This is a genomic window from Polaribacter sp. 11A2H (genome assembly GCF_011379025.1).
Classification (GTDB): Bacteria; Bacteroidota; Bacteroidia; order Flavobacteriales; family Flavobacteriaceae; genus Polaribacter.
In genome coordinates, this window is sequence record NZ_WTLD01000003.1 from 332,567 (window position 1) to 352,252 (window position 19,686).

18 protein-coding genes are annotated in these 19,686 nt (G+C 30.5%); 4 read left to right on the plus strand and 14 right to left on the minus strand.

Annotated features, from left to right (window positions below):
• Nucleotides 1-14 precede the first annotated feature (14 nt).
• The 3 genes from GQS58_RS05815 to GQS58_RS05825 are packed head-to-tail and all read left to right on the plus strand — an operon-like array spanning nucleotide 15 to nucleotide 2,774.
• On the plus strand, nucleotides 15-767 hold the full coding sequence (locus GQS58_RS05815; protein ID WP_166383796.1) for an SDR family NAD(P)-dependent oxidoreductase: 753 nt from the start codon (nucleotides 15-17) through the stop codon (nucleotides 765-767).
• Between the two features lie 2 nt (nucleotides 768-769).
• Entirely contained in the window at nucleotides 770-1,633 is an 864-nt protein-coding gene (locus GQS58_RS05820; protein ID WP_166383798.1) for an aldo/keto reductase family oxidoreductase, read from the plus strand.
• Nucleotide 1,634: 1 nt separating this feature from the next.
• On the plus strand, nucleotides 1,635-2,774 hold the full coding sequence (locus tag GQS58_RS05825; RefSeq protein WP_166383800.1) for an ATP-binding protein: 1,140 nt from the start codon (nucleotides 1,635-1,637) through the stop codon (nucleotides 2,772-2,774).
• 605 nt (nucleotides 2,775-3,379) lie between these two features.
• Here the strand turns inward: GQS58_RS05825 and GQS58_RS05830 are convergent.
• The 10 genes from GQS58_RS05830 to GQS58_RS05875 all read right to left on the minus strand — a co-directional run bounded on the left by GQS58_RS05830 (nucleotide 3,380) and on the right by GQS58_RS05875 (nucleotide 14,261).
• A complete protein-coding gene (locus GQS58_RS05830) occupies nucleotides 3,380-4,570 on the minus strand; it encodes a DUF1501 domain-containing protein (RefSeq protein ID WP_166383802.1) in 1,191 nt (396 codons plus the stop codon).
• A 120-nt stretch (nucleotides 4,571-4,690) separates the two neighbouring features.
• Nucleotides 4,691-6,064 carry a DUF1800 family protein gene (locus tag GQS58_RS05835; RefSeq protein ID WP_166383804.1) on the minus strand — a complete coding sequence of 458 codons (1,374 nt, stop codon included), beginning with the start codon at nucleotides 6,062-6,064 and terminating at the stop codon, nucleotides 4,691-4,693.
• A gap of 592 nt (nucleotides 6,065-6,656) precedes the next feature.
• On the minus strand, nucleotides 6,657-7,268 hold the full coding sequence (locus GQS58_RS05840; protein WP_166383807.1) for a DUF6515 family protein: 612 nt from the start codon (nucleotides 7,266-7,268) through the stop codon (nucleotides 6,657-6,659).
• Nucleotides 7,269-7,520: 252 nt separating this feature from the next.
• Nucleotides 7,521-7,820, minus strand: a complete 300-nt coding sequence (locus GQS58_RS05845) for a hypothetical protein (protein WP_166383809.1) — start codon at nucleotides 7,818-7,820, stop codon at nucleotides 7,521-7,523.
• A gap of 126 nt (nucleotides 7,821-7,946) precedes the next feature.
• Entirely contained in the window at nucleotides 7,947-8,687 is a 741-nt protein-coding gene (locus GQS58_RS05850; protein ID WP_166383811.1) for a LytR/AlgR family response regulator transcription factor, read from the minus strand.
• Between the two features lie 3 nt (nucleotides 8,688-8,690).
• On the minus strand, nucleotides 8,691-9,725 hold the full coding sequence (locus tag GQS58_RS05855) for a sensor histidine kinase (RefSeq protein WP_166383813.1): 1,035 nt from the start codon (nucleotides 9,723-9,725) through the stop codon (nucleotides 8,691-8,693).
• Between the two features lie 7 nt (nucleotides 9,726-9,732).
• Nucleotides 9,733-10,953 carry an ABC transporter permease gene (locus GQS58_RS05860; protein WP_166383815.1) on the minus strand — a complete coding sequence of 407 codons (1,221 nt, stop codon included), beginning with the start codon at nucleotides 10,951-10,953 and terminating at the stop codon, nucleotides 9,733-9,735.
• A gap of 2 nt (nucleotides 10,954-10,955) precedes the next feature.
• Nucleotides 10,956-11,699 carry an ABC transporter ATP-binding protein gene (locus GQS58_RS05865; RefSeq protein ID WP_166383817.1) on the minus strand — a complete coding sequence of 248 codons (744 nt, stop codon included), beginning with the start codon at nucleotides 11,697-11,699 and terminating at the stop codon, nucleotides 10,956-10,958.
• A 4-nt stretch (nucleotides 11,700-11,703) separates the two neighbouring features.
• On the minus strand, nucleotides 11,704-12,918 hold the full coding sequence (locus GQS58_RS05870; RefSeq protein ID WP_166383819.1) for an efflux RND transporter periplasmic adaptor subunit: 1,215 nt from the start codon (nucleotides 12,916-12,918) through the stop codon (nucleotides 11,704-11,706).
• 11 nt (nucleotides 12,919-12,929) lie between these two features.
• Nucleotides 12,930-14,261, minus strand: a complete 1,332-nt coding sequence (locus GQS58_RS05875) for a TolC family protein (RefSeq protein WP_166383821.1) — start codon at nucleotides 14,259-14,261, stop codon at nucleotides 12,930-12,932.
• A 260-nt stretch (nucleotides 14,262-14,521) separates the two neighbouring features.
• On the opposite strand from GQS58_RS05875, the gene GQS58_RS17040 reads away from it, so the two are divergent.
• Nucleotides 14,522-14,929 carry a hypothetical protein gene (locus tag GQS58_RS17040; RefSeq protein ID WP_205860394.1) on the plus strand — a complete coding sequence of 136 codons (408 nt, stop codon included), beginning with the start codon at nucleotides 14,522-14,524 and terminating at the stop codon, nucleotides 14,927-14,929.
• Between the two features lie 123 nt (nucleotides 14,930-15,052).
• Here GQS58_RS17040 and GQS58_RS05885 read toward each other — a convergent pair whose 3' ends face one another.
• The 4 genes from GQS58_RS05885 to GQS58_RS05900 all read right to left on the minus strand — a co-directional run bounded on the left by GQS58_RS05885 (nucleotide 15,053) and on the right by GQS58_RS05900 (nucleotide 19,684).
• A complete protein-coding gene (locus GQS58_RS05885) occupies nucleotides 15,053-15,919 on the minus strand; it encodes a hypothetical protein (RefSeq protein ID WP_166383825.1) in 867 nt (288 codons plus the stop codon).
• A gap of 288 nt (nucleotides 15,920-16,207) precedes the next feature.
• Entirely contained in the window at nucleotides 16,208-17,749 is a 1,542-nt protein-coding gene (locus tag GQS58_RS05890; protein WP_166383827.1) for an aldehyde dehydrogenase family protein, read from the minus strand.
• A 182-nt stretch (nucleotides 17,750-17,931) separates the two neighbouring features.
• The gene (locus tag GQS58_RS05895) at nucleotides 17,932-18,276 is read right to left on the minus strand and encodes a hypothetical protein (RefSeq protein ID WP_166383829.1); all 345 of its coding nucleotides are present in this window, start codon (nucleotides 18,274-18,276) and stop codon (nucleotides 17,932-17,934) included.
• Between the two features lie 82 nt (nucleotides 18,277-18,358).
• Complete coding sequence (locus tag GQS58_RS05900) at nucleotides 18,359-19,684, minus strand: hypothetical protein (protein WP_166383831.1); 1,326 nt, start codon at nucleotides 19,682-19,684, stop codon at nucleotides 18,359-18,361.
• Between the last annotated feature and the right edge of the window lie 2 nt (nucleotides 19,685-19,686).

Consider the following 19,686-nt stretch of genomic DNA (forward strand, 5'->3'; position numbering starts at 1 on the left):
TAGAAATAAGACAAATGAAACAAACAGCATTTATAACCGGAGCTACTTCTGGAATTGGAAAAGCAACCGCAGAAATTTTTGCAAAAAATAACATCCGTTTAATTCTTTGTGGAAGAAGAGCAGAAAGATTATCTGAACTTAAAGAAACTTTAAGTAAACTTACAGAAGTAACTACTTTACGGTTTGATGTTTCTAAAAGAGAAGAAGTAGCAACAGCTATAAATTCATTACCCGAAAACTTTAAACAAGTTGATATTTTAATCAATAATGCAGGGAATGCACATGGATTGTCTAGCATACAAGACGGCGATATAGATGATTGGGACGCTATGTTAGATATTAACGTAAAAGGCTTATTGTACGTTTCTAAAGCTATCATACCACAAATGACAGAAAGAAACAATGGTTTTATTGTAAATATTGGCTCTATAGCGGCAAAAGAAGTATATCCTAACGGAAATGTGTATTGTGCTTCTAAACACGCTGTAGATGCTTTAAATAAGGCTATGAGAATAGATTTAAACAAACATAACATTCGTGTTTCTGCAATTCATCCTGGAGCAGTACAAACTGAGTTTTCAGATGTTCGTTTTAAAGGCGATACAGAAAAAGCAAAATCTGTGTATGCAGGTTATAAAGCTTTACAAGCAGAAGATATTGCAGATATTATTTATTTTGTAATTTCGAGACCTTATCATGTTAATATAGAAGATTTAGTAGTGTATCCAACAGCGCAAGCATCACCAACAATTTTAAACAAGTTATAAAAATGCCAAAATCAGAACTCATAATTGGGTGCATGTCTTGGGGAAAATGGGGAAAACAATTTTCTACTAAAGAACAAATTGATATGATTCAATTCTGTGTAGAAAACGGTAATGCAACTTTTGATCATGCAGATATTTATGGGGATTATTCTACAGAGGCAGAATTTGGTAAAGCATTTGCAAAAAGTGGCATTCTGCGTAAAGAAATTCAGTTAATCTCTAAATGTGGTATCCAACTTGTTGGACAAGCAAGAGATAATAAATTAAAACATTATAATTATTCGAAAGAATATATTATTTGGAGTGTAGAATCTACTTTAAAAAACTTAAAAACAGCTTATCTTGATACTTTTTTACTGCACAGACCAAGTCCGCTTATGCAACCTGACGAAATTGCAGAAGCTATTACAGAATTGCAAGAAAGTGGAAAAATAATCAATTTTGGAGTTTCAAACTTTACGCCTTCTCAAGTTGATTTAATTGCTGATAAAATTCCTGTTTCTGTAAATCAGATAGAATTTTCTTTAACACATCATAATGCAATGCAAAATGGCAGTTTAGATCAAATGCTACAAAAAAGTATGCAACCAATGTGTTGGAGTCCTTTAGGAAGTGTTTTTAGAGAAAAAACAGCACAAACAGAAAGAGTAAAAGCAGTTTTAAAAACATTAGTAGCAAAATACATGGTTTCTGAAGATGTGTTATTATTAGCTTGGATTTTAAAACATCCTTCAAAAATATCTCCTGTGATTGGAACCACAAATAAAGAACGAATTTTAAACGCAAATAAAGCTTTAGAAATTAATTTAGAGCTACAAGATTGGTTTCTACTTTTAGAAGCTAGCCAAGGAGAAGAAATGCCATAAAATGATAAACAAAAGACTTTTAATCAAAAACCTACTTTCTCACAACGATGAGAATAGTTTTTATGATAAAAAGCAAAAATTATCATTAAGTGCAAAAGATGGAAAAGCAAAGTTTTTAAAACATATTTGTGCGCTTTCAAACTCAAATCCAGAAAATAATTCTTACATCGTTATTGGTGTAGAAGATGAAGAAAACAAAATTATTGGTGTCGATTTTTATGATGATAGCAAGATTCAGAATTTGGTGAATGCGTATTTAAAAAATCCACCAAAAATTGAATACGAAAATGTTCCTTTTCCTAGCTTACAGCGTCATAAAGTTATTGGTTTGGTTACCATTCATCCGAATAATAAAATTACATCACTTTTAAAGAATACTTGGAAATATAGCAAAGGAACTACTTTTTACAGAAGAGGAAGTAACTCTATACCTTCTTCCGGAAATTTTGAATTGCGAAACACTAATAAAGATATTGTGGAAGCTATCGAAAAAAATGCGCGCAATAATATAGAATTAACCTTAGATGGTGTTTTCGATTTCATCAACAATCATAAACCTGCCTACAACCCACAGTACAAAGTTTTTAATGAGCAATTTGTGCTATGTTGGGCAGGAGAAAAAAAGCTTATAAACGATGAAATTTACTTTTCTAGAGTAGATATCGAATTAATTAACGAGCAAGTAAAGTTGTTTTTTTCTGCTTTAGATGATGTACAAATTAGTTATAATCAGCACTCTTTTATTATCACCGAATACATCTATTTAGGATTAGAAAAGCAGGAAGAATTGTATCCTTTAGAGAAAACAATTATCCATTTTAAAGAAAACGGACAGCATGATATTGTAAAAGAATTCTTGTTTGTTCCTCCAAAATTTGATGTAAATATTATACATCACATTTACAATGATTGCAATGCTATTGTAAAAAAAATTGAAAACAACATCCCTCTTTCTGTAATTGAAGATGTGGATGTGTTACGTTTACCTACCAATTATTTAATCTGTTATTTACACGGTTATGTAGACGTCTCTAAACAGTTAAAGAAGGTAAAAACCTACCTAAAAGATTTAAAAGATAAAACAACGTATATAAAGTATAAGGAAGCTATGCGTGTAATTAGAAAAGTGCAGTATCATTAAATAAAAAGAGGTCGTCTAAAAAAGTATTTTTTTGTCAGTAAAACAACGTTTAAGACTTTTAAGACAACCTCTTCTTGCAAAGGGGTATTAAAATTTATAGGCTACTTTCTAGATTTCCGTTTCTTCATTTTTTTATCTTCTAATTTCTTTAAAATTTTCTCTTGTTTTTTCTCGTTTAATTCTGCTTTTGTGAGCTTTTTTCTCAATACAGCCATGATATTATTATTTTAAATTTATGTATATAAAAAACAGTATCGTAAACTCTAAATGGAAACATTATTACATATGCGAGTAAAGCTATTCAATTTGTTATTTTGAATATCTTCTATAAGAAATAATGAAATAGAGTTGTGTAGGCACACTCGAAATGCCTAATTAATACACAAAGATAATTTTACGTTTTCTATACATTGCAAAAGAAAAAGAAGCACAAACAAAGCCATGGACGAGCGTCTCATAAAAGCCTTGTAGATATTTTCTTTTTATTGATTTCATTGCAGTATTAAAATAAAATATTGATTAATTACCAAAGATAACTTTAAGATTTCGACTTTCCAAATTTACATGCATCGTTTAATTAAAACGTATTCTGGATATGAGAAATGTTAAACAAAATTCAATTTAGAAAATGATTTATTCAAAATAGCAACATCATCTACTTGCAGCCATTTGTCTAAAATTGTTGCGTAAATTTCTCTAAAATCTATTTCATATTTAAGGTTTCCATTTTTATCTAAATCGCCTAAATTAGGTAAGTTATTATACAAACCTTGTTTCTTTAAGTTTTTTCCCATCACAAAAACATTGTTGGCTGTTCCGTGGTCTGTTCCTTTAGATTCGTTTTGTTTTACACGTCTTCCAAATTCTGAAAAAGTAAGAATTAAAACATCATCAAACGTGTTATTTTTTTGTAGATCGTTGATAAAAACTTCCATACTTTCTGCATACACCTTCAACAATCTTTCTTGTGTTCCTGGTTGGTTTGCGTGTGTATCAAACCCACTTAAACCTGCATAATACACCTGTGTTTCTAATCCAGAATTTATAAACTGAGAAATGGTTTTTAATTGTTTACCAAAGATATTTTTCGGGTATTCTGCAGACGTACTTTTTGTGTTGCTTTTTTCGTAAATGTGTTTTGCAGATGATTTTGCATCAATCATTGTGTTGTACAAATAACCTAAGTTATGTTCACTTAAATGTGTATCATTATAGTTGTTAACTACGTTGTTAAAAAAAGGTTGACGCATAGAATTATAAAACATTTTTGGATCTGTAATTGCCAATCCGTTTTGTGTATTTCCTTTCATCATTAAAGACAAACTTTCATCTACCTCAATAGCAGCATATGGATTTCCTTTGGTATAATCTAAATAACGCCCTACCCAACCATTTTGTAAGTACTCATTACTATCACTAGCCGTTTGCCAAATATCTGTAGCTCTAAAATGCGATAAATTAGGGTTTGGATACCCCACATTATTTATAATACTTACAAAGCCTTTGTTGTATAAATCTTGCAATGGTTGCAGGCTTTTGTGTAAACCAAGCTCATCAGAAATTTTAAATACATCGTTTTGTTTTATAGCGATGTTATTTCTTTGTTGATAATAAATATCGTTGTTAAAAGGAACCACCGTATTTAAGCCATCATTACCTCCTTTTAACTGAATAATTACTACTTTTTTATTGCTAAATGTTTTATTTGGAAGCTGTTCAAAAGCTTTTAAAAATTGAGGAACAAAAAACATTCCTGAAGCAAAAGCTGTCTGTTTTAAAAAGTTTCTACGTTTCATGTATTTATTTTTTTTCAATGATCACATGTTGCATCATATAAACATTTAATTAAATAGCCAAAAATTTAATTATGAATGGTTCATAATTTTGATATTGTCATCTCGAGCGCAGTCGAGAGGTTAGCAAAGTTGATATTCTGGTAAACTCATTAATTGCACAACAAAATCGTGCTTAGAAAGTTGCTGATTTCTTTCTAACATTTCTTCGGTTCCACTATTAATTTTTGATGTTATAATTTGATGTACCAATTCCTTATTAGATTCCTTTTTATAATTTTCTTCAAAAGAACTCCAATCTGCAGAAACTTTTATGAAAGCTTTTTTACGCAATTTTCTTTTCTTAAAATTGGTAATCATGGTTTCTTCATCACCAATTTCTGAATACGCAATTTCTGCATTGTTTAACAAAACAGAAGGTAGACGCAAACGGGTAACAATGGTATTGCTGTCAATCCAATTTCTACCCGTTTGCCAGCCAGCAACATTTGGCGGACTCAATAAAATTTGCCCTAATAAACGTTGCAATAATAAAACTTGTTTTGGTTTTTCTATTTTATAAGGTACAATAGTGTTTATACCCACTAAAAATTCAATAGGCGATTTTATTTTCGTTCCAATATTTTCATCGTTATAAAACCAATTAGAAAGCAATACAAAACGCATTAGATTTTCTATATTATAATCTTTATAAAACACCTCTACCATTTCATCTACATGGTTAATACTAATGTTTTCGTTAACAAAATAGCTGTAAATTTTTTCTGATATAAAACGTGCACATTGTTTCTCTTCTAGAATGATATCTATAATATCATCACCCTTAAAATAGCCCGATTTACTAAAGAATGTTTTTTCTTCGGCATCATGTTGTCCTTGTTTAAAATTGAATTGTCCTTTAAAATTATGGTTATATCCTGTAAATGATCTTGCAGACTCTTTTATATCTTGTTCTGTATAATTGTCTTGTCCCAACGTAAAAAGTTCCATTAATTCGCGTGCAAAATTCTCATTCGGACTTTTTTTCTTGTTCTGTTTGTTGTTTAAATAAGAAAGCATAGCGGCTTCTTTAGAAACCGATTTTGTGAAATTTCTAAAATCTCCCAAAGCATTTTCACGCAACATATTATTGTAACTCTGTACAAATAATATGTTTCTATTTTCACACACAAAATGATTCGCCCAAAACAAGGTCATTTTTTCACGTAAAATTTCTGATGGATTATTTAAACGTTCAAACCAAGCTGTAGAAAGTTCTTGTACTTTTTTCCTACTAATTTTTTGAAGTTCTTTACGTTTGTTTTTATCCTTGGCATCTTTAAAAGAAATACCTTTTAAAAAAGAAGTATCTACAGATAAAATAGTTATTTTCTTAGAAGAAGCAAATAACTCGTTCACAACGTTTTTTTTACTTTTCTTAGATAAACGAGCCAATTCTTTTGGTGTAATACCAAAACCAACTCTGTTATATAAATGTTGTATGTGTGCTAATTTCATAAACCTTAGACTCTATAAATTAAAAATGGTTTAAATCTTATCATTTAAAGATAGCTTAAAAGAAAAATATAAAATGGAGGTGACTTAGGAATATGGTTTGTTGCGTGGTTAAGCAACCAAGTTATTAAATAAATCACGAACGGCTAAATTCCGAAGGAATTTCGTAAGTGAGCTAAAACTAGCAATAAATTATATACTTTGTTGCCAGTAGTGCTTAATTCCATAATACTATGAATTTTGTTGTATAAAATCTTTTATGTCTCTTAAAAACAAATCATAATCTTTTAAAACAATTTTTAAATCCAGAGTGTGAAATTTTGGTTGATTTTTTAAATCGTTATAATTCAGCGTGTATGCAAAAACTACAGGGTATTCTGAACCTTTATATGAATGAATTTGTGAGTTTATAAATGAGTGTTTAAATCCATTTGAAATTTCATTAATAGTTTGTAATATTTCTATGTGCGAATTTAATTTTCCATTAATAATTATAGTAGCGATAATAAAACCAGATTCAAATTTATTAAATAGAAAAGTGAGTAATTATAAAATAACCACCCACTTTTCAATCACTATCAATCAAATCAATTTTTTATTCCATATCTATAATGCCAACCACTTCATAAGCGCGAATACCATCTATTTGTACTTTTTCATATAAGATGTTTGCGTATTCGTAATAGGTTTGCCCGTCTATGGTCACTTTTTCGTAATCATCTGGTAGTTTGTAAACTATGGTGCCAACTTCTGGGTCAACAACCTCGTATTGGTTGTTGATTTGAATATAAAAGATGCCATTTGCATTGTAATAGCTTCGATTATTAAAACGTACACTTCTATAGTTAGTAGGTAATACGTTTATTCTAAACCCAACTTTTGGTGCAATAACAATGTAACGTCCTCGAGATTGCGTGTAATATCTGTTATTTGTATAATAGTAATTCTGATCTTTGTATTTTACAACCGTTTTCTTAGGAAGTGACCTTACCGAAGTTACTTTTTTAGTGGGTTTTTTATAAGTAACCTTAGTACTTGAAATCCTTTTATTTGATGTTTTTTTTGCAACTGCATTTGTTCTTTTGGTTGTCGTTGTTGTAACGGTTTTAGCTTTCGCATTACTACGTTTTGTTTGTGCAGAAACCTGTGTTGTCATTGCCACAATAAACATTGCTGGCAAAATGATTGTTTTTATAACTGTTTTCATAATAACAAGATTTTAATGATTAAACTTTTTTTCTCAATACTAAACGTTATTTACTATTGATAGTTTAAAGGTATTTGAATTGTTTCTGAAATAAAAAGACAATAGAGGTTTGCTGTAATTGTATCTACGAATAAGAAACTTATATCGACATAGATATCTGAAGGTTAATACTAAACCACATAAAAAACCATAAAAAAAAAGGATATACTATTTAAAAGCACACCCTTTTTAGTTATAAATTTATCTAGAAACTTATTTTAACAAACCTAATAAACCCGTTAATTCTGTTAAGTTTAAGCTTGAATTATTATCTGTATCTAAAACATTAAAGTTTTCTGACACAGTACCAATTGCTTCTGTAGAGCTAATAGCTTCATCATTATTAGTGTCTAATAAACTAAAAAGAGTAGTAATTTGTTGTACAGTAGAATTAGAGCTTAAAGAACCTAATAATGTTGCTGCTTGTGTAATACTTGATGTATTTGCGTTGTTAAGACTACTACAGCTAAACATAGTAGCAGTTAATGCTAATGATAATAAGATTTTTTTCATAATTATAGGTTAAGATTTTATGTGGGCACAAAAGTACTTTTATATGATTGTTTGGTAAAAGTAAATAGACAAACTATATCTATTTATCGCCCAATTAGGTTGTTTGATAGATGAAATGAAACAACCCTAGTTTTGTAATGAATTACCATTTACAAATGCTAAGAATTTAGGCTTGTATTGTTCTGAAACTGTAATACGTTGTTTGTTTATAATAATCTGACTACGTTCTATAACTTCTATATTCTTTAAGGAAACTATAAAAGATCGATGTACACGCATAAATTGTGTTTCAGGCAGTTCGGCTTCTAAAGATTTTAAGCTCATTAATGTTAAAATGGCTTTCGGATTATCTTTCAACCATATTTTTATATAATCTTTTAAGCCTTCAAAATACAAGACATCAGCCAATTTTATCCGTAATTGCTTGTATTCAGATTTTACAAAAAGAAACTCTTTTTCGGGCGATAAAACTTGTTGCTTCTCCCCTTTTCCTTTTACCAAATCGAACCAGGTATTTGCTTTGTTGGCTGCGGCAAGAAATTCAGCATAATCAAAAGGTTTTAGTAAATAATCTAAAGCTTCAACCTTAAAACCTTCTAAAGCATATTGATCGAAAGCCGTAGTAAAGATTACACGTGTTTCTTTTGGTAGCATTTTAGAAAACTCAATACCAGTTAAATCGGGCATTTGTATGTCTAAAAACAATAAATCTACAGGTTCCGTTTTAATAAACTCCATAGCTTCAATAGCACTACTACATTTTTGTTTAAGCTCTAAAAAAGGCGTTTTTTCGACATAACTTTCCACTAGATTTAACGCCATTGGCTCATCATCTACAATAACACATGTAATTTTTAAGTTACTCATATTTTAAGCTGTTTCTATTTTTAAATCTATTAAAAAACGATTATTCACTATACGCGTATTAAAACTATGTTTATTAGGGTAAAGTAATTGTAACCGCTTCTCAACATTTTGAAGCCCTATTCCAGAACCACTTTTATCGTTTGTTTTTTTAGGGAAATTATCGTTTTCAATGGCAAATTGAACTGTTTTTTCATTTGATGTCATAGAAATATTAATATAACTTTCTTTAGTTGCAGACACACCATGTTTAAATGCGTTTTCAATTAATGAAATAAATAACAATGGTGCTATTTTAATACCAGTTTCTTCTTCAGGAAAATTATAACTAACTTCTGTTTTATCCGAAACTCTTAACTTCATTAAATCGATATACTTTTTCATAAAATCGATTTCTTTAGAAAGTGGTAATACATCCATATTGGTTTCATACAGCATATAACGCATTAATTTACTTAAACTATGAATGGATTTTTTTGCCTGTTCTGGCGAAATATCCACCATAGAATATATATTGTTAAGCGAATTAAAAAAGAAATGCGGTTGCAGCTGGTAATGCAAATGTTGTAATTCTGATTCTAGTTTAGAATTCGTCGCTTCCTTACGTTGTGCTTCTGTTTTTATTAATCGCTTAGTGGTTTTAATGGCAGCTGAAAAAAGTACAGGAGCTAAATAAGATAGCATTTGCACATAAATAATCATTTTAAATGGTGGTCCAACACTAGTATTGCTTGATGATTTTCTAATTATATCAGTAAAAAAAAGTGCATCAATTTGCGATTTTATTGTTAAAAACACCATAATAATAGCACCATTTATTAGGATGTATTTAATGGTTTGATTCTTAAAAAGAAACCTGTCTATTAATACAAAATAATTGGTGTAAAAAAGAATGGCATAAAAAAATAAGGGAATCCAAAAACGAGAGATAACTCTATTAATTTCTTCTTCTAGACCATAAGATAGCACATAAGGAATACTAAATAAGGTAAACCAAACAATAAGGTGCGAAAAAAGGGTTACTTTTTTATTTTTTTTCATCATTAATTTATTCATAACGCAATGCTGTAATAGGGTCTAAAGCTGATGCTTTTCTTGCAGGATACCATCCAAAAAAGATACCAGTCACAGCACAAACAGCAAAGGAAATTACAACAGAATACATTGCTACACTTGTTGGCCAATTTAAGAATTTTTCAATAAATATGGTTGATGCGAGTCCTAAAAGTACACCTAAAATTCCGCCAGTTATACTGATTAACACGGCTTCAATTAAGAATTGCATTAAAATATCAGCTCCTTTTGCTCCAACAGCCATTCTTAAACCAATTTCTTTGGTACGTTCTTTTACAGAAACATACATGATATTCATAATTCCAATACCTCCAATTAATAACGAAATACTAGCAACTGCCACTAATAATAAAGTTAACATCTCACTTGTAGAACTAAAAGTAGAAATAAGCTCTTCCATAGATTGTACAGTAAAATCGTCTTTATTTGGATTAGATATTTGATGTTGAATTCTCATAATTTCTGAGACTTCAGTAACAGCATTTGGCGCATCGTCTTCACTTATTGCCGAAGCCATAATTTGATTGATATAATCAATAGCCAAAATACGTTTTTGTACGGTTGTATATGGAGCAATAACCACATCATCTTGGTCTTGACCAAAGGTGTTTTCTCCTTTTACTTCTAATACACCAATCACTTTAAACGGAATATTATTAAAACGAATCATCTGTCCAATAGGATCTTGCCCATCAGGAAACACATTGTCCACGACCGTTTGCCCAATAAGTGCCACTTTAGAAGCCATTTTTACTTCGGCATCTGTAAACATACTGCCGCTTTGCAAATCAACTACTTTAATTTTTAGATAATCTGGATTGACACCATAGATACCCGATGGCCAGTTGTTAGCACCATTTATAACTTGTCCTTTACCAGTAACCAATGGTGTTGCATAACTTAAAAAGGTGGCTTGATCTTTAACGGCTTCATAATCTTTAAGGGTAAGTGTTTGCATCTCATCTGCACTTGCACGAACACCACCACTTGAAGCAGATGCAGGTCTAATAGTAATAATATTAGAGCCCATACTTGAAATGTTTTCGCGAATGCTTTCTTTAGAGCCTTCACCTATAGCGAGCATTGCAATTACCGATGCTACACCTATAATAATGCCCAACATTGTAAGTAGGGTCCTCATTTTATTAAGAACAATGGCTTTAAAAGCGATTTTAAATAAATTTAATAGTCTCATAATTAATGATTTTCTTTAGGCAATTTTGCTAACTCTTCTGCTGCCGATTGTACATTTTCATTTTTGTAATCTTGAATGATATTTCCATCTTTTAAAACAATGGTTCTACTACTAAATGTTGCAATATCTTCTTCGTGCGTTACAAAAGTGATGGTTATTCCTTGTTTGTTCAAGTCTTGAAACAAAGACATAATTTCGTAAGAAGTTCGCGTATCTAAGTTTCCTGTTGCTTCATCGGCAAGAATCATTACAGGGTTGTTTACTAACGATCTTGCAATGGCAACACGTTGTTGTTGACCACCTGAAAGTTGCGAAGGCGTATGGTCTAACCTATCGCCCAAACCTACTTTTTGCAACGCTTCTATTGCACGTTTTCTACGTTCTTCTGTGGAAACTTTACTGTTATATAAAAGCGGTAATTCTACATTTTCAATAGCAGATGTTCTGGCTAATAAATTATAGGATTGAAAAATAAATCCGATTTTTTCATTTCGTATGGTTGCTAACTGATTTTTAGTAAGGTCTTTAACCTTAACACCATCAATTTCATAGTTCCCAGATGTAGGTTGGTCTAAACAACCTAAAATATTTAACATCGTACTTTTTCCAGAACCAGATGAACCCATAATGGTTACAAACTCGCCTTCTTTTATATCAAACGAAATACCTTTTAACGCGTGAACCGTTTCATTGCCCATTGTAAACTCACGCTTTAAGTTTTCTATTTTTATGATTTCTTTTTTCATCGTATTATCTTTTTCCTCCACCTCTTGTTGTTTGTGGCATAAATGGACTTTTACTTTTATCTGCTGCACTTGCTGCTGTTTTACTAACGCCTTCTAAACTGTACACTAATTTATCACCTTCAGTAATACCACTTAAAATTTGCACGTTTACGCCATCGCTTGCTCCCAAAGTGACTTTTTGAGGTTTTATTTCGCCATTGCTACTGTAAACCCAAACAACGCTACCATTACTTCTTTCTGTAGGTCTTTCATTTGTTTGTTGTACTGTAAGATTTTGTTGTTCATTATAAGCTGTTAACTCTGGACGTGTTGGTTTAAAGTTAATGGCTTTGGCTTCGGCAGTTAATACATCATTTAATTCCAAGGTGTAAATTGAAATGGTTGCTGTTAAGCCTGGTTTTAATTTTAAATCAGGGTTATCTGCTTTAATTACTACCGTATAAGTAACCACGTTGGAAGTTACCGTTGGGTTTAAACGTACTTGTGTAACAACACCATCAAACTCATCTTCTAAATAAGCATCAACAGTAAAACTAACACGTTGTCCTTCTTTCACTTGTCCTATATCTGCTTCATCAACATTAGCCTCTACTTGCATTTGTTTTAAATCTTTTGCAATAGTAAATAGTGTTGGTGTGCTTAAACTTGCCGCAACAGTTTGTCCTTCGTCTATGGCTCTCGACAATACTACACCATCAATTGGTGAATGAATATCGGCATAACTTAAATTGGTTCTCGCTTTTTGTAAATCAGACAAACGTTGAGTAACTGTGCTTTTTGCTGTTTCGTAATTGAAGTTCGCATCATCAAAATCAGATCTACTTATAACCTGACTGTCATACAAGGATTTTTGACGGTCGTAAATGGTTTTGGTGTAGTTCTTTTGATTTACAGCATTATCATAAACAGCTTGCGCCTGCGATAATGTAGTTAACAGATTAGTTTTGTCTAATTCGGCAATTAATTGTCCTTCTTTAACTTCACTGTTATAATCAACAAATATTTTTTCGACTACACCAGAAACTTGCGTTCCAACCTCTACTTTGGTTATAGGCTCGATGGTGCCAGTTGCCGTAACCATTGTAGTAACTTTCGCTTTTTTTGCGATGACCGTTTTAGCTTCTATTATTACAGCATCATCATTGTTAACAAAGCTGTAAACTACGATAGCAAGTATAACTACTAGAATGCTACCTATTATTAATTTCTTATTTTTCATAGTATTGTTGATTAAAGTTTAATATCGTTTCCTTGGTAAAATTGTAATAATTGATGATATAAAATATTTAAGTATTTGGCTTGTAAATAATTTTGTTGAGCATTTGTATATGTGTTTTGACTAATCACTAAATCTGTAGTACTCAAAGCTCCTAATTCATATTTCTTTTGTGCCAGATTAAACGATTGTTCGGCTGCAGCTTTAGAAGCTTCTGCAGCAATAACTTGCTCTTGTGTTGAGAGTGCATTTTGGTAGGCAGTCTCAACTTTTCTATAGATTTCTTTTTCAGAATTTTGTTTTTGTATTTGAGCTTTTTTAATGTTTATAGTTGCTGTGCTTATAGCCGCTTTAGTCTGGTTTTTATTAAAGATTGGAATATTTAGTGAAAGCCCTATTCTTTGATTAAAATTAAGATTAAATTGATCTAAAAATGTATTGTCTCTAATACTTGTGTAACCAGTTCCCATACTTCCTGTTAAAGATAATGTTGGTAAATAGCCACCTTTTGCAATGTCCAACTCCTTTTCGTTAACAGCGATATTTAAGCTACTTGCTTTAATTTCTGGTAGATGGCCTAACGCATTGTTATAAATCGTCATTTTATTAAGTTCCAAATTAATTAAATCTATATTTTTATCAATGGTTTCAACCTCCATCTCTTGTGTAGGTGGCAATTCTAATAATTGCTTTAAAACAATTATATTTTGTTGGTAATTGTTTTTTGCAGCAATTACTTGGTACTTATTTGTTGCCGTTTGACTTTGTGCTTCTGTATAATCATTAAGTGCAATTTCTCCTGCGTCTAATCGTGCTTTGGCACGTAACACTTCCTTTTCTGAAGCCGAAAGATTATTTTCTGCTATACTAATACTTTCTTTACTATATAAACTTTGCAAATAGGTTTCTAAAATGCTAACAACAATGTTATTCTTTGCTACTTCTTCAATAAATGAACTCTGTTCTAAAAGTAATTCACGTTGTTTTATATCATTGTTAATTTGATTGCCTTGAAACAAGGTCATTGAACTATTGATGCCCACATTGGTGCTATAGATTTGGTCTGACACAAAATCACTTGTTATTGGGTCAATAGAATTTCCGTTAGAAAAATTTTGAGAAGCACTACCAAATAAGTTAGGCAGTCTGGAAGATTTTGCTTTATCATAATTTACTTCTGCAATATTGGTATTTAAAGAAGCATCCTTAACGGTAATGTTGTTTTCTAAAGCGTAGGTAATACTTTCTTCTAATGACCATATTTTTGCTACTGAAGTGTTAGACACTTCTTGTGCAAATGAAAATTGCACGATTAAAAAACTTGTTATGATGAGATATAATTTCATTTTTGTGTGTTTTTAATTAACACTTCAAATATGAAACTATATACTTCCTTATAAAACTGAAATAGATCTTTAAGGCAATTGTCTATACAGAACGGCTTTTTTTATCGACGGTATTTTTTATGATTTTATGAACTGGAAGATGTGATGAAGTCTTTTCTTCATTTATCAGATTATTGAATTTGATTTTTTTTAAAATAGAATAGTCTTTATACCGTATGAATAATTTAAATCAGAATTCTAAACTCTAATAATTACAAAAAATGAAACATTTAGCCATTTTACTTACACTACTTTCAAGCCTTTATTCTTTTGCTTCAAATACAACAAATTTTCCCACGGATACAACACAAGTATCCAATGAGAACATTTTATATAAAGTTTCACAAGATGACAATTATGTTTACTTAAATATAAGTACTACAGACACAAAGACCTCTATGTCAATAATTAGAACAGGCCTTACCGTTTATTACGACATCAAGGGAAAGAAAAAAAAGAATGTTTATGTAAAGTATCCATATAGTACTGAGCCAAGACAATCAGGACAAGGTTCGCGGGGAAATAATGGCCAAAATATTATAGACTTAAATAGTATTATTGAAAAATTACCTACAGAAGCAGAATATAGTTCTTTAGAAGAAAAACAAACGTTTAACGTTTTTGTGTAAGATTAGTTGCGTGTTTTAAGCACTGAAATTAGTAAATAAAACACGAATAGAAAGTCCGCAAGGACTTTCGTAAATTGGCTAAAACCAAGCAATTAATTATACACAGTGTTAGCAGCTGGATTTTTATTCCGTTGAAATAATATTCATTATTAATGACGTTAGTTCTTTTGGTAATCCTATTTTGTCGCTTGTTGTTCCAATTGAAAAAACTGCAATGGTACTGATAGAAACTAAATATGCTTCTGCTAAATATGAAGCCTTTGCATCCAAAAGAATAAATTCCTCGATGGACATAGTTTCATTTGTACCAGTTTTGTCATTTAAATATGTGACTAATCTATTAGATTTGTCAAACCAAATATTCTGATGCCCAATAGCATTTCTGATGTCAGGTCGTAGCAATTCAAATAAATATTCATAACATTTTCCTTCAGGTTTTAATTCTATTAATTGGTTGACCTTATTGGCATACGCATTGTCAAGAGAATTAAATTTGTAATCTTTTCCAATAGAGTAACGATAATTTATAAGAATAGCACCAACCAAAACATTTAAAAACTCATTATATGCGAGAAAACTATTTTTAGATAATTCCCAAATAATTAAAGGATTGTTAGTATTTAAAGATTGCTTAGATGCATGACCAGCATCTAACATGTTAATATATTTATCTTTTATGAAAGTTTTTTTTGTTCCTTCTATATTTTCTTGGAAAATTAAACAAAAACAGTCTGATAATTTCACATCTTTACTGTTGTTTTTAAAGAACAAAGATAAAATAACTTCGATTAAAGCTACTGGATAAGGTCTGAAAACAGGATTAATTTCCTTTGAATAGAAATCATTAATATTTTTCAGAAACGGTTCTATATGACTATTAGATATGCTTTTATAAATAGATGCTTCTTTTTTCACCTTAGATCCATATAAACCGCTTTCTATCTGTTCACCTAATTGTAAGTATCGTCTATCTATATTTTCCTCTTTCATTCTTTTTTTTCTTGCTGCTAACTATAATGATAAGGTGAGTTTTAATTCATTTTATCAGAAGTTAAACGAAGTTAGCTGTTTTATTTTAGAAAGTCAAGTTTTTAAAAGCTTCTGTAAAAGAACTAAAGAGGCTGTCTAAAAAGGATTAAATCTTGTCATGCTGAACTTGTTTCAGTATCTCTACTTACTAAAAATCAACCTTCAAAAGAATCTGAAATAAATTCAAATTGACAAAAAACTCACTTTTTATACAGCCTCTTCAAATATATTTAAGACTCTAAAAAACAATTAAAGATCAAACTTTATTCCTTGTGCCAAAGGTAATTCATCAGAATAATTAATGGTATTTGTTTGTCTACGCATATATACTTTCCAAGCATCAGAACCCGACTCTCTACCTCCACCAGTTTCTTTTTCACCACCAAAAGCACCACCAATTTCTGCACCAGAAGTTCCTATGTTTACGTTTGCAATTCCACAATCTGAACCTGCATAAGACAAGAATTTCTCTGCCTCTTTTAGTTCATTGGTCATAATTGCTGATGATAAACCTTGGGCAACTCCATTTTGTTTGTCAATTGCGTTTTCTACTTCTCCAGAATATTTTATCAAATATAAAATAGGTGCAAAAGTTTCATGCTGAACAATTTCAAAATGATTTTCTGCTTCTATAATTGCTGGTTTAACATAGCATCCAGATTCGTATCCTTTACCTTCTAAAACACCACCTTCTACTAAAACTTTTCCGCCTTCTGCTTTTGCTTTTTCTATTGCAGCTAAATACGTATTTACAGCATCATGATCTATTAATGGACCAACATGATTGTTTTCATCTAAAGGGTTTCCTATTTTAATTTGACCATAAGCGCCAACAATAGCATCTCTTACTTTATCATACACAGATTCGTGAATAATTAATCTTCTTGTAGATGTACAACGTTGTCCGCAAGTACCAACAGCACCAAAAACAGCACCAGGCACCACTACTTTTAAATCTGCAGTAGGCGTAATAATAATGGCATTATTACCTCCTAATTCCAATAATGATTTACCAAAACGTTGTGCAACAGTTGCACCAACAATTCGTCCCATTTTGGTAGAACCTGTTGCAGAAATTAATGGAATACGAGTATCGGTAGTCATCATTTCTCCCACTTTATAATCGCCATTAATAATAGAAGAGATTCCTTCTGGTAAATTATTTTTCTTTAAAACATCGGCTATAATATTCTGACAAGCAACGGTACATAAAGGTGCTTTTTCAGATCCTTTCCAAACACAAACATCACCACAAATCCATGCTAAAGCAGTGTTCCAAGCCCAAACAGCAACCGGAAAGTTAAAGGCAGAGATAATACCAACAACACCAATTGGGTGCCATTGCTCTCTCATTACATGTCCTGGTCTTTCAGACGGAATTGTTTGTCCGTTTAATTGGCGAGATAAACCTACAGCAAAATCACAGATATCTATCATTTCTTGTACTTCTCCATAACCTTCTTGCAAAGATTTTCCCATTTCATAAGAAACCAACTTGCCTAAAGGTTCTTTTAAATCTCTTAATTTGTTACCAAACTGACGTACAATTTCTCCTCTTTGTGGAGCTGGCATATTTCTGAAAGATAAAAAAGCTTTAGCGGCTGTTTCCATCACTTTTTCGTAATCTTCTTTTGTAGTTGCTTTTACTTTTCCAATCAATTTTCCATCAACAGGAGAATAACTCTCTATCAATTCGCCATTAGAAAAATTAGTAGATCCTGTAGAAGTTCCATTATTTATAGCTTTTAATCCTAGCTTTTGTAAAGCTTCTTGAATTCCAAAGTCTGTCATTTTGCTGTTCTGTTTTTGTTGTTAATATCTTAAAAACGAATTTACGAATAATTTTTAGACTTACATATATTAAACAAAAACAACGCTAATTGTTTATTATTAAACAATTAGCGTTGTAGAAATAAATTATTTTTATTTAATCCCCAAAAAATAAAAATAGAATACTTTAATATAAAATTATACTACAAAGAGTATGCCAACCATTCTTCTGGTATTGGCCCTAAGTCTAATTCTACTTTTCTAGATTTTATAATTTTTTTAAAACCTAATCTAGATTTTATAGGTACGGATAAGTTAATATTGTTCTTATTATTAATAATCTCTAAAACTTCGTAAATTGTTCTTTTAGTGCACAATACTAAGCTATTCATCATAGCATTAGATTCTTTGTCTAAATCATAAAAATCTACAAAATAAGCAGGTTTTTCATCCTTATAGACAACCCATTGTGTAGATTTTTCTTCTAATGATACTATAATTTCTCTGGTACCACTTAATGTTCTATATGTGTTTGCTAAAAATGTCATATTGCTTTCATTTAAAAAGTCAAATTTAATATAATGAAGAAGTAATACTTCTTACATTTCGACGGAACAACAATAAATGTCGTTAAAATGTATATTTGATACCAGAATAGATACCAAAATTAAAAGGGGAAAAACCATTAGAATCTTCACTAAAGGTATCTAACTGAGCCTTAAACATAGGGTTTAAATTTAAAGACCAATTATTATTTAAAAAATAATTAAAATCGAAACCTAGGTTACCACTAAAGTTAAGCTTATTTAAATTATTAGCAGTACCAGAATTTGAAATAAATTGAGAACTAAAATTAACTTCATTTTTATTTAAAAATAAAGAACTAAACCCTGCAACCACCTGTGTATTAAAGTTTTTAACACTTAAAAAATTATATTTCACTTCTAGAGGAATTTCTATATAACCGTATATTTGATCCAAATTTCCAGTTAAACTACTTCTATCTAAAACCGTATTGTTACTATAATCTAAACTTTGAGTAGGTGCTTTGTTAAAAGAAAAAGAAGCACCACTATTAAATGCTATAGCAGATGAACTTTTTGAAATTGAAGAAACAGCTGTTACCTGATTGTTCACAAAACTCATTTCTTGCAAATGTACACCAGATTGAATGCTCCATTTTTTATTAATCTGGTATCCTATTTGAAAACCATAAGAAAAAGAGCTTTTTCCTTTTGTAGAATTTGATAAGTTTTTATTTACAGGAGATGAATTTGAAAATGAATTTGAATTTAAAATTGCAAAAACAGGTGCAATAAACCATTTATTTTTTAAATTTTTAATAGAAAAAACACTATCTTTTTCTTTTATAAATTTATCTAAATCAACTTTATTTTTAGGCAATTCTTTTTCCTGAGTTACAATCTCTACTATTTTGTTTTTTTCTTCAGAAAAAACTTCCTTATTTATAGTTATCGTTTTATCGTTAACAGAATCTAATATTTCGTTGTTTGTATTATTAGCTAATAAAATCTTTTTAGTAGCTATTTCTTTACGTACTAACTTCTTTTGAAAACCAGGTTTTTCTATTCTCTTTTTATCATTTTCTATTAGTTTCTTATCAGCAACGAGTATCTCTTCTTTAATTTTTATATTTTGAATAAGTGTATCTGTTTTAGGTTGATCATTTTTTTCAACTTCGTTTTCTGTACTTTCCGTAACAATAGTTTTAGAATCAATTTTTATAAAATCGGTTTTGTTTTTATCGACTGGAAACAACACCATTCCTAAAAGCAACATGGCTGCCGCTGCACCTGCAAACCACCAAAAAGGTACTACTTTCCTTTTCTTCTTTTTAAGTTTAGATTCTATATTGCTCCAAACTTTTTTATCTGGAGTTACCTCCAAATTTTTAAGCTGATCTTGAAACAATTTATCTAAATTCTTATTTTTCATCA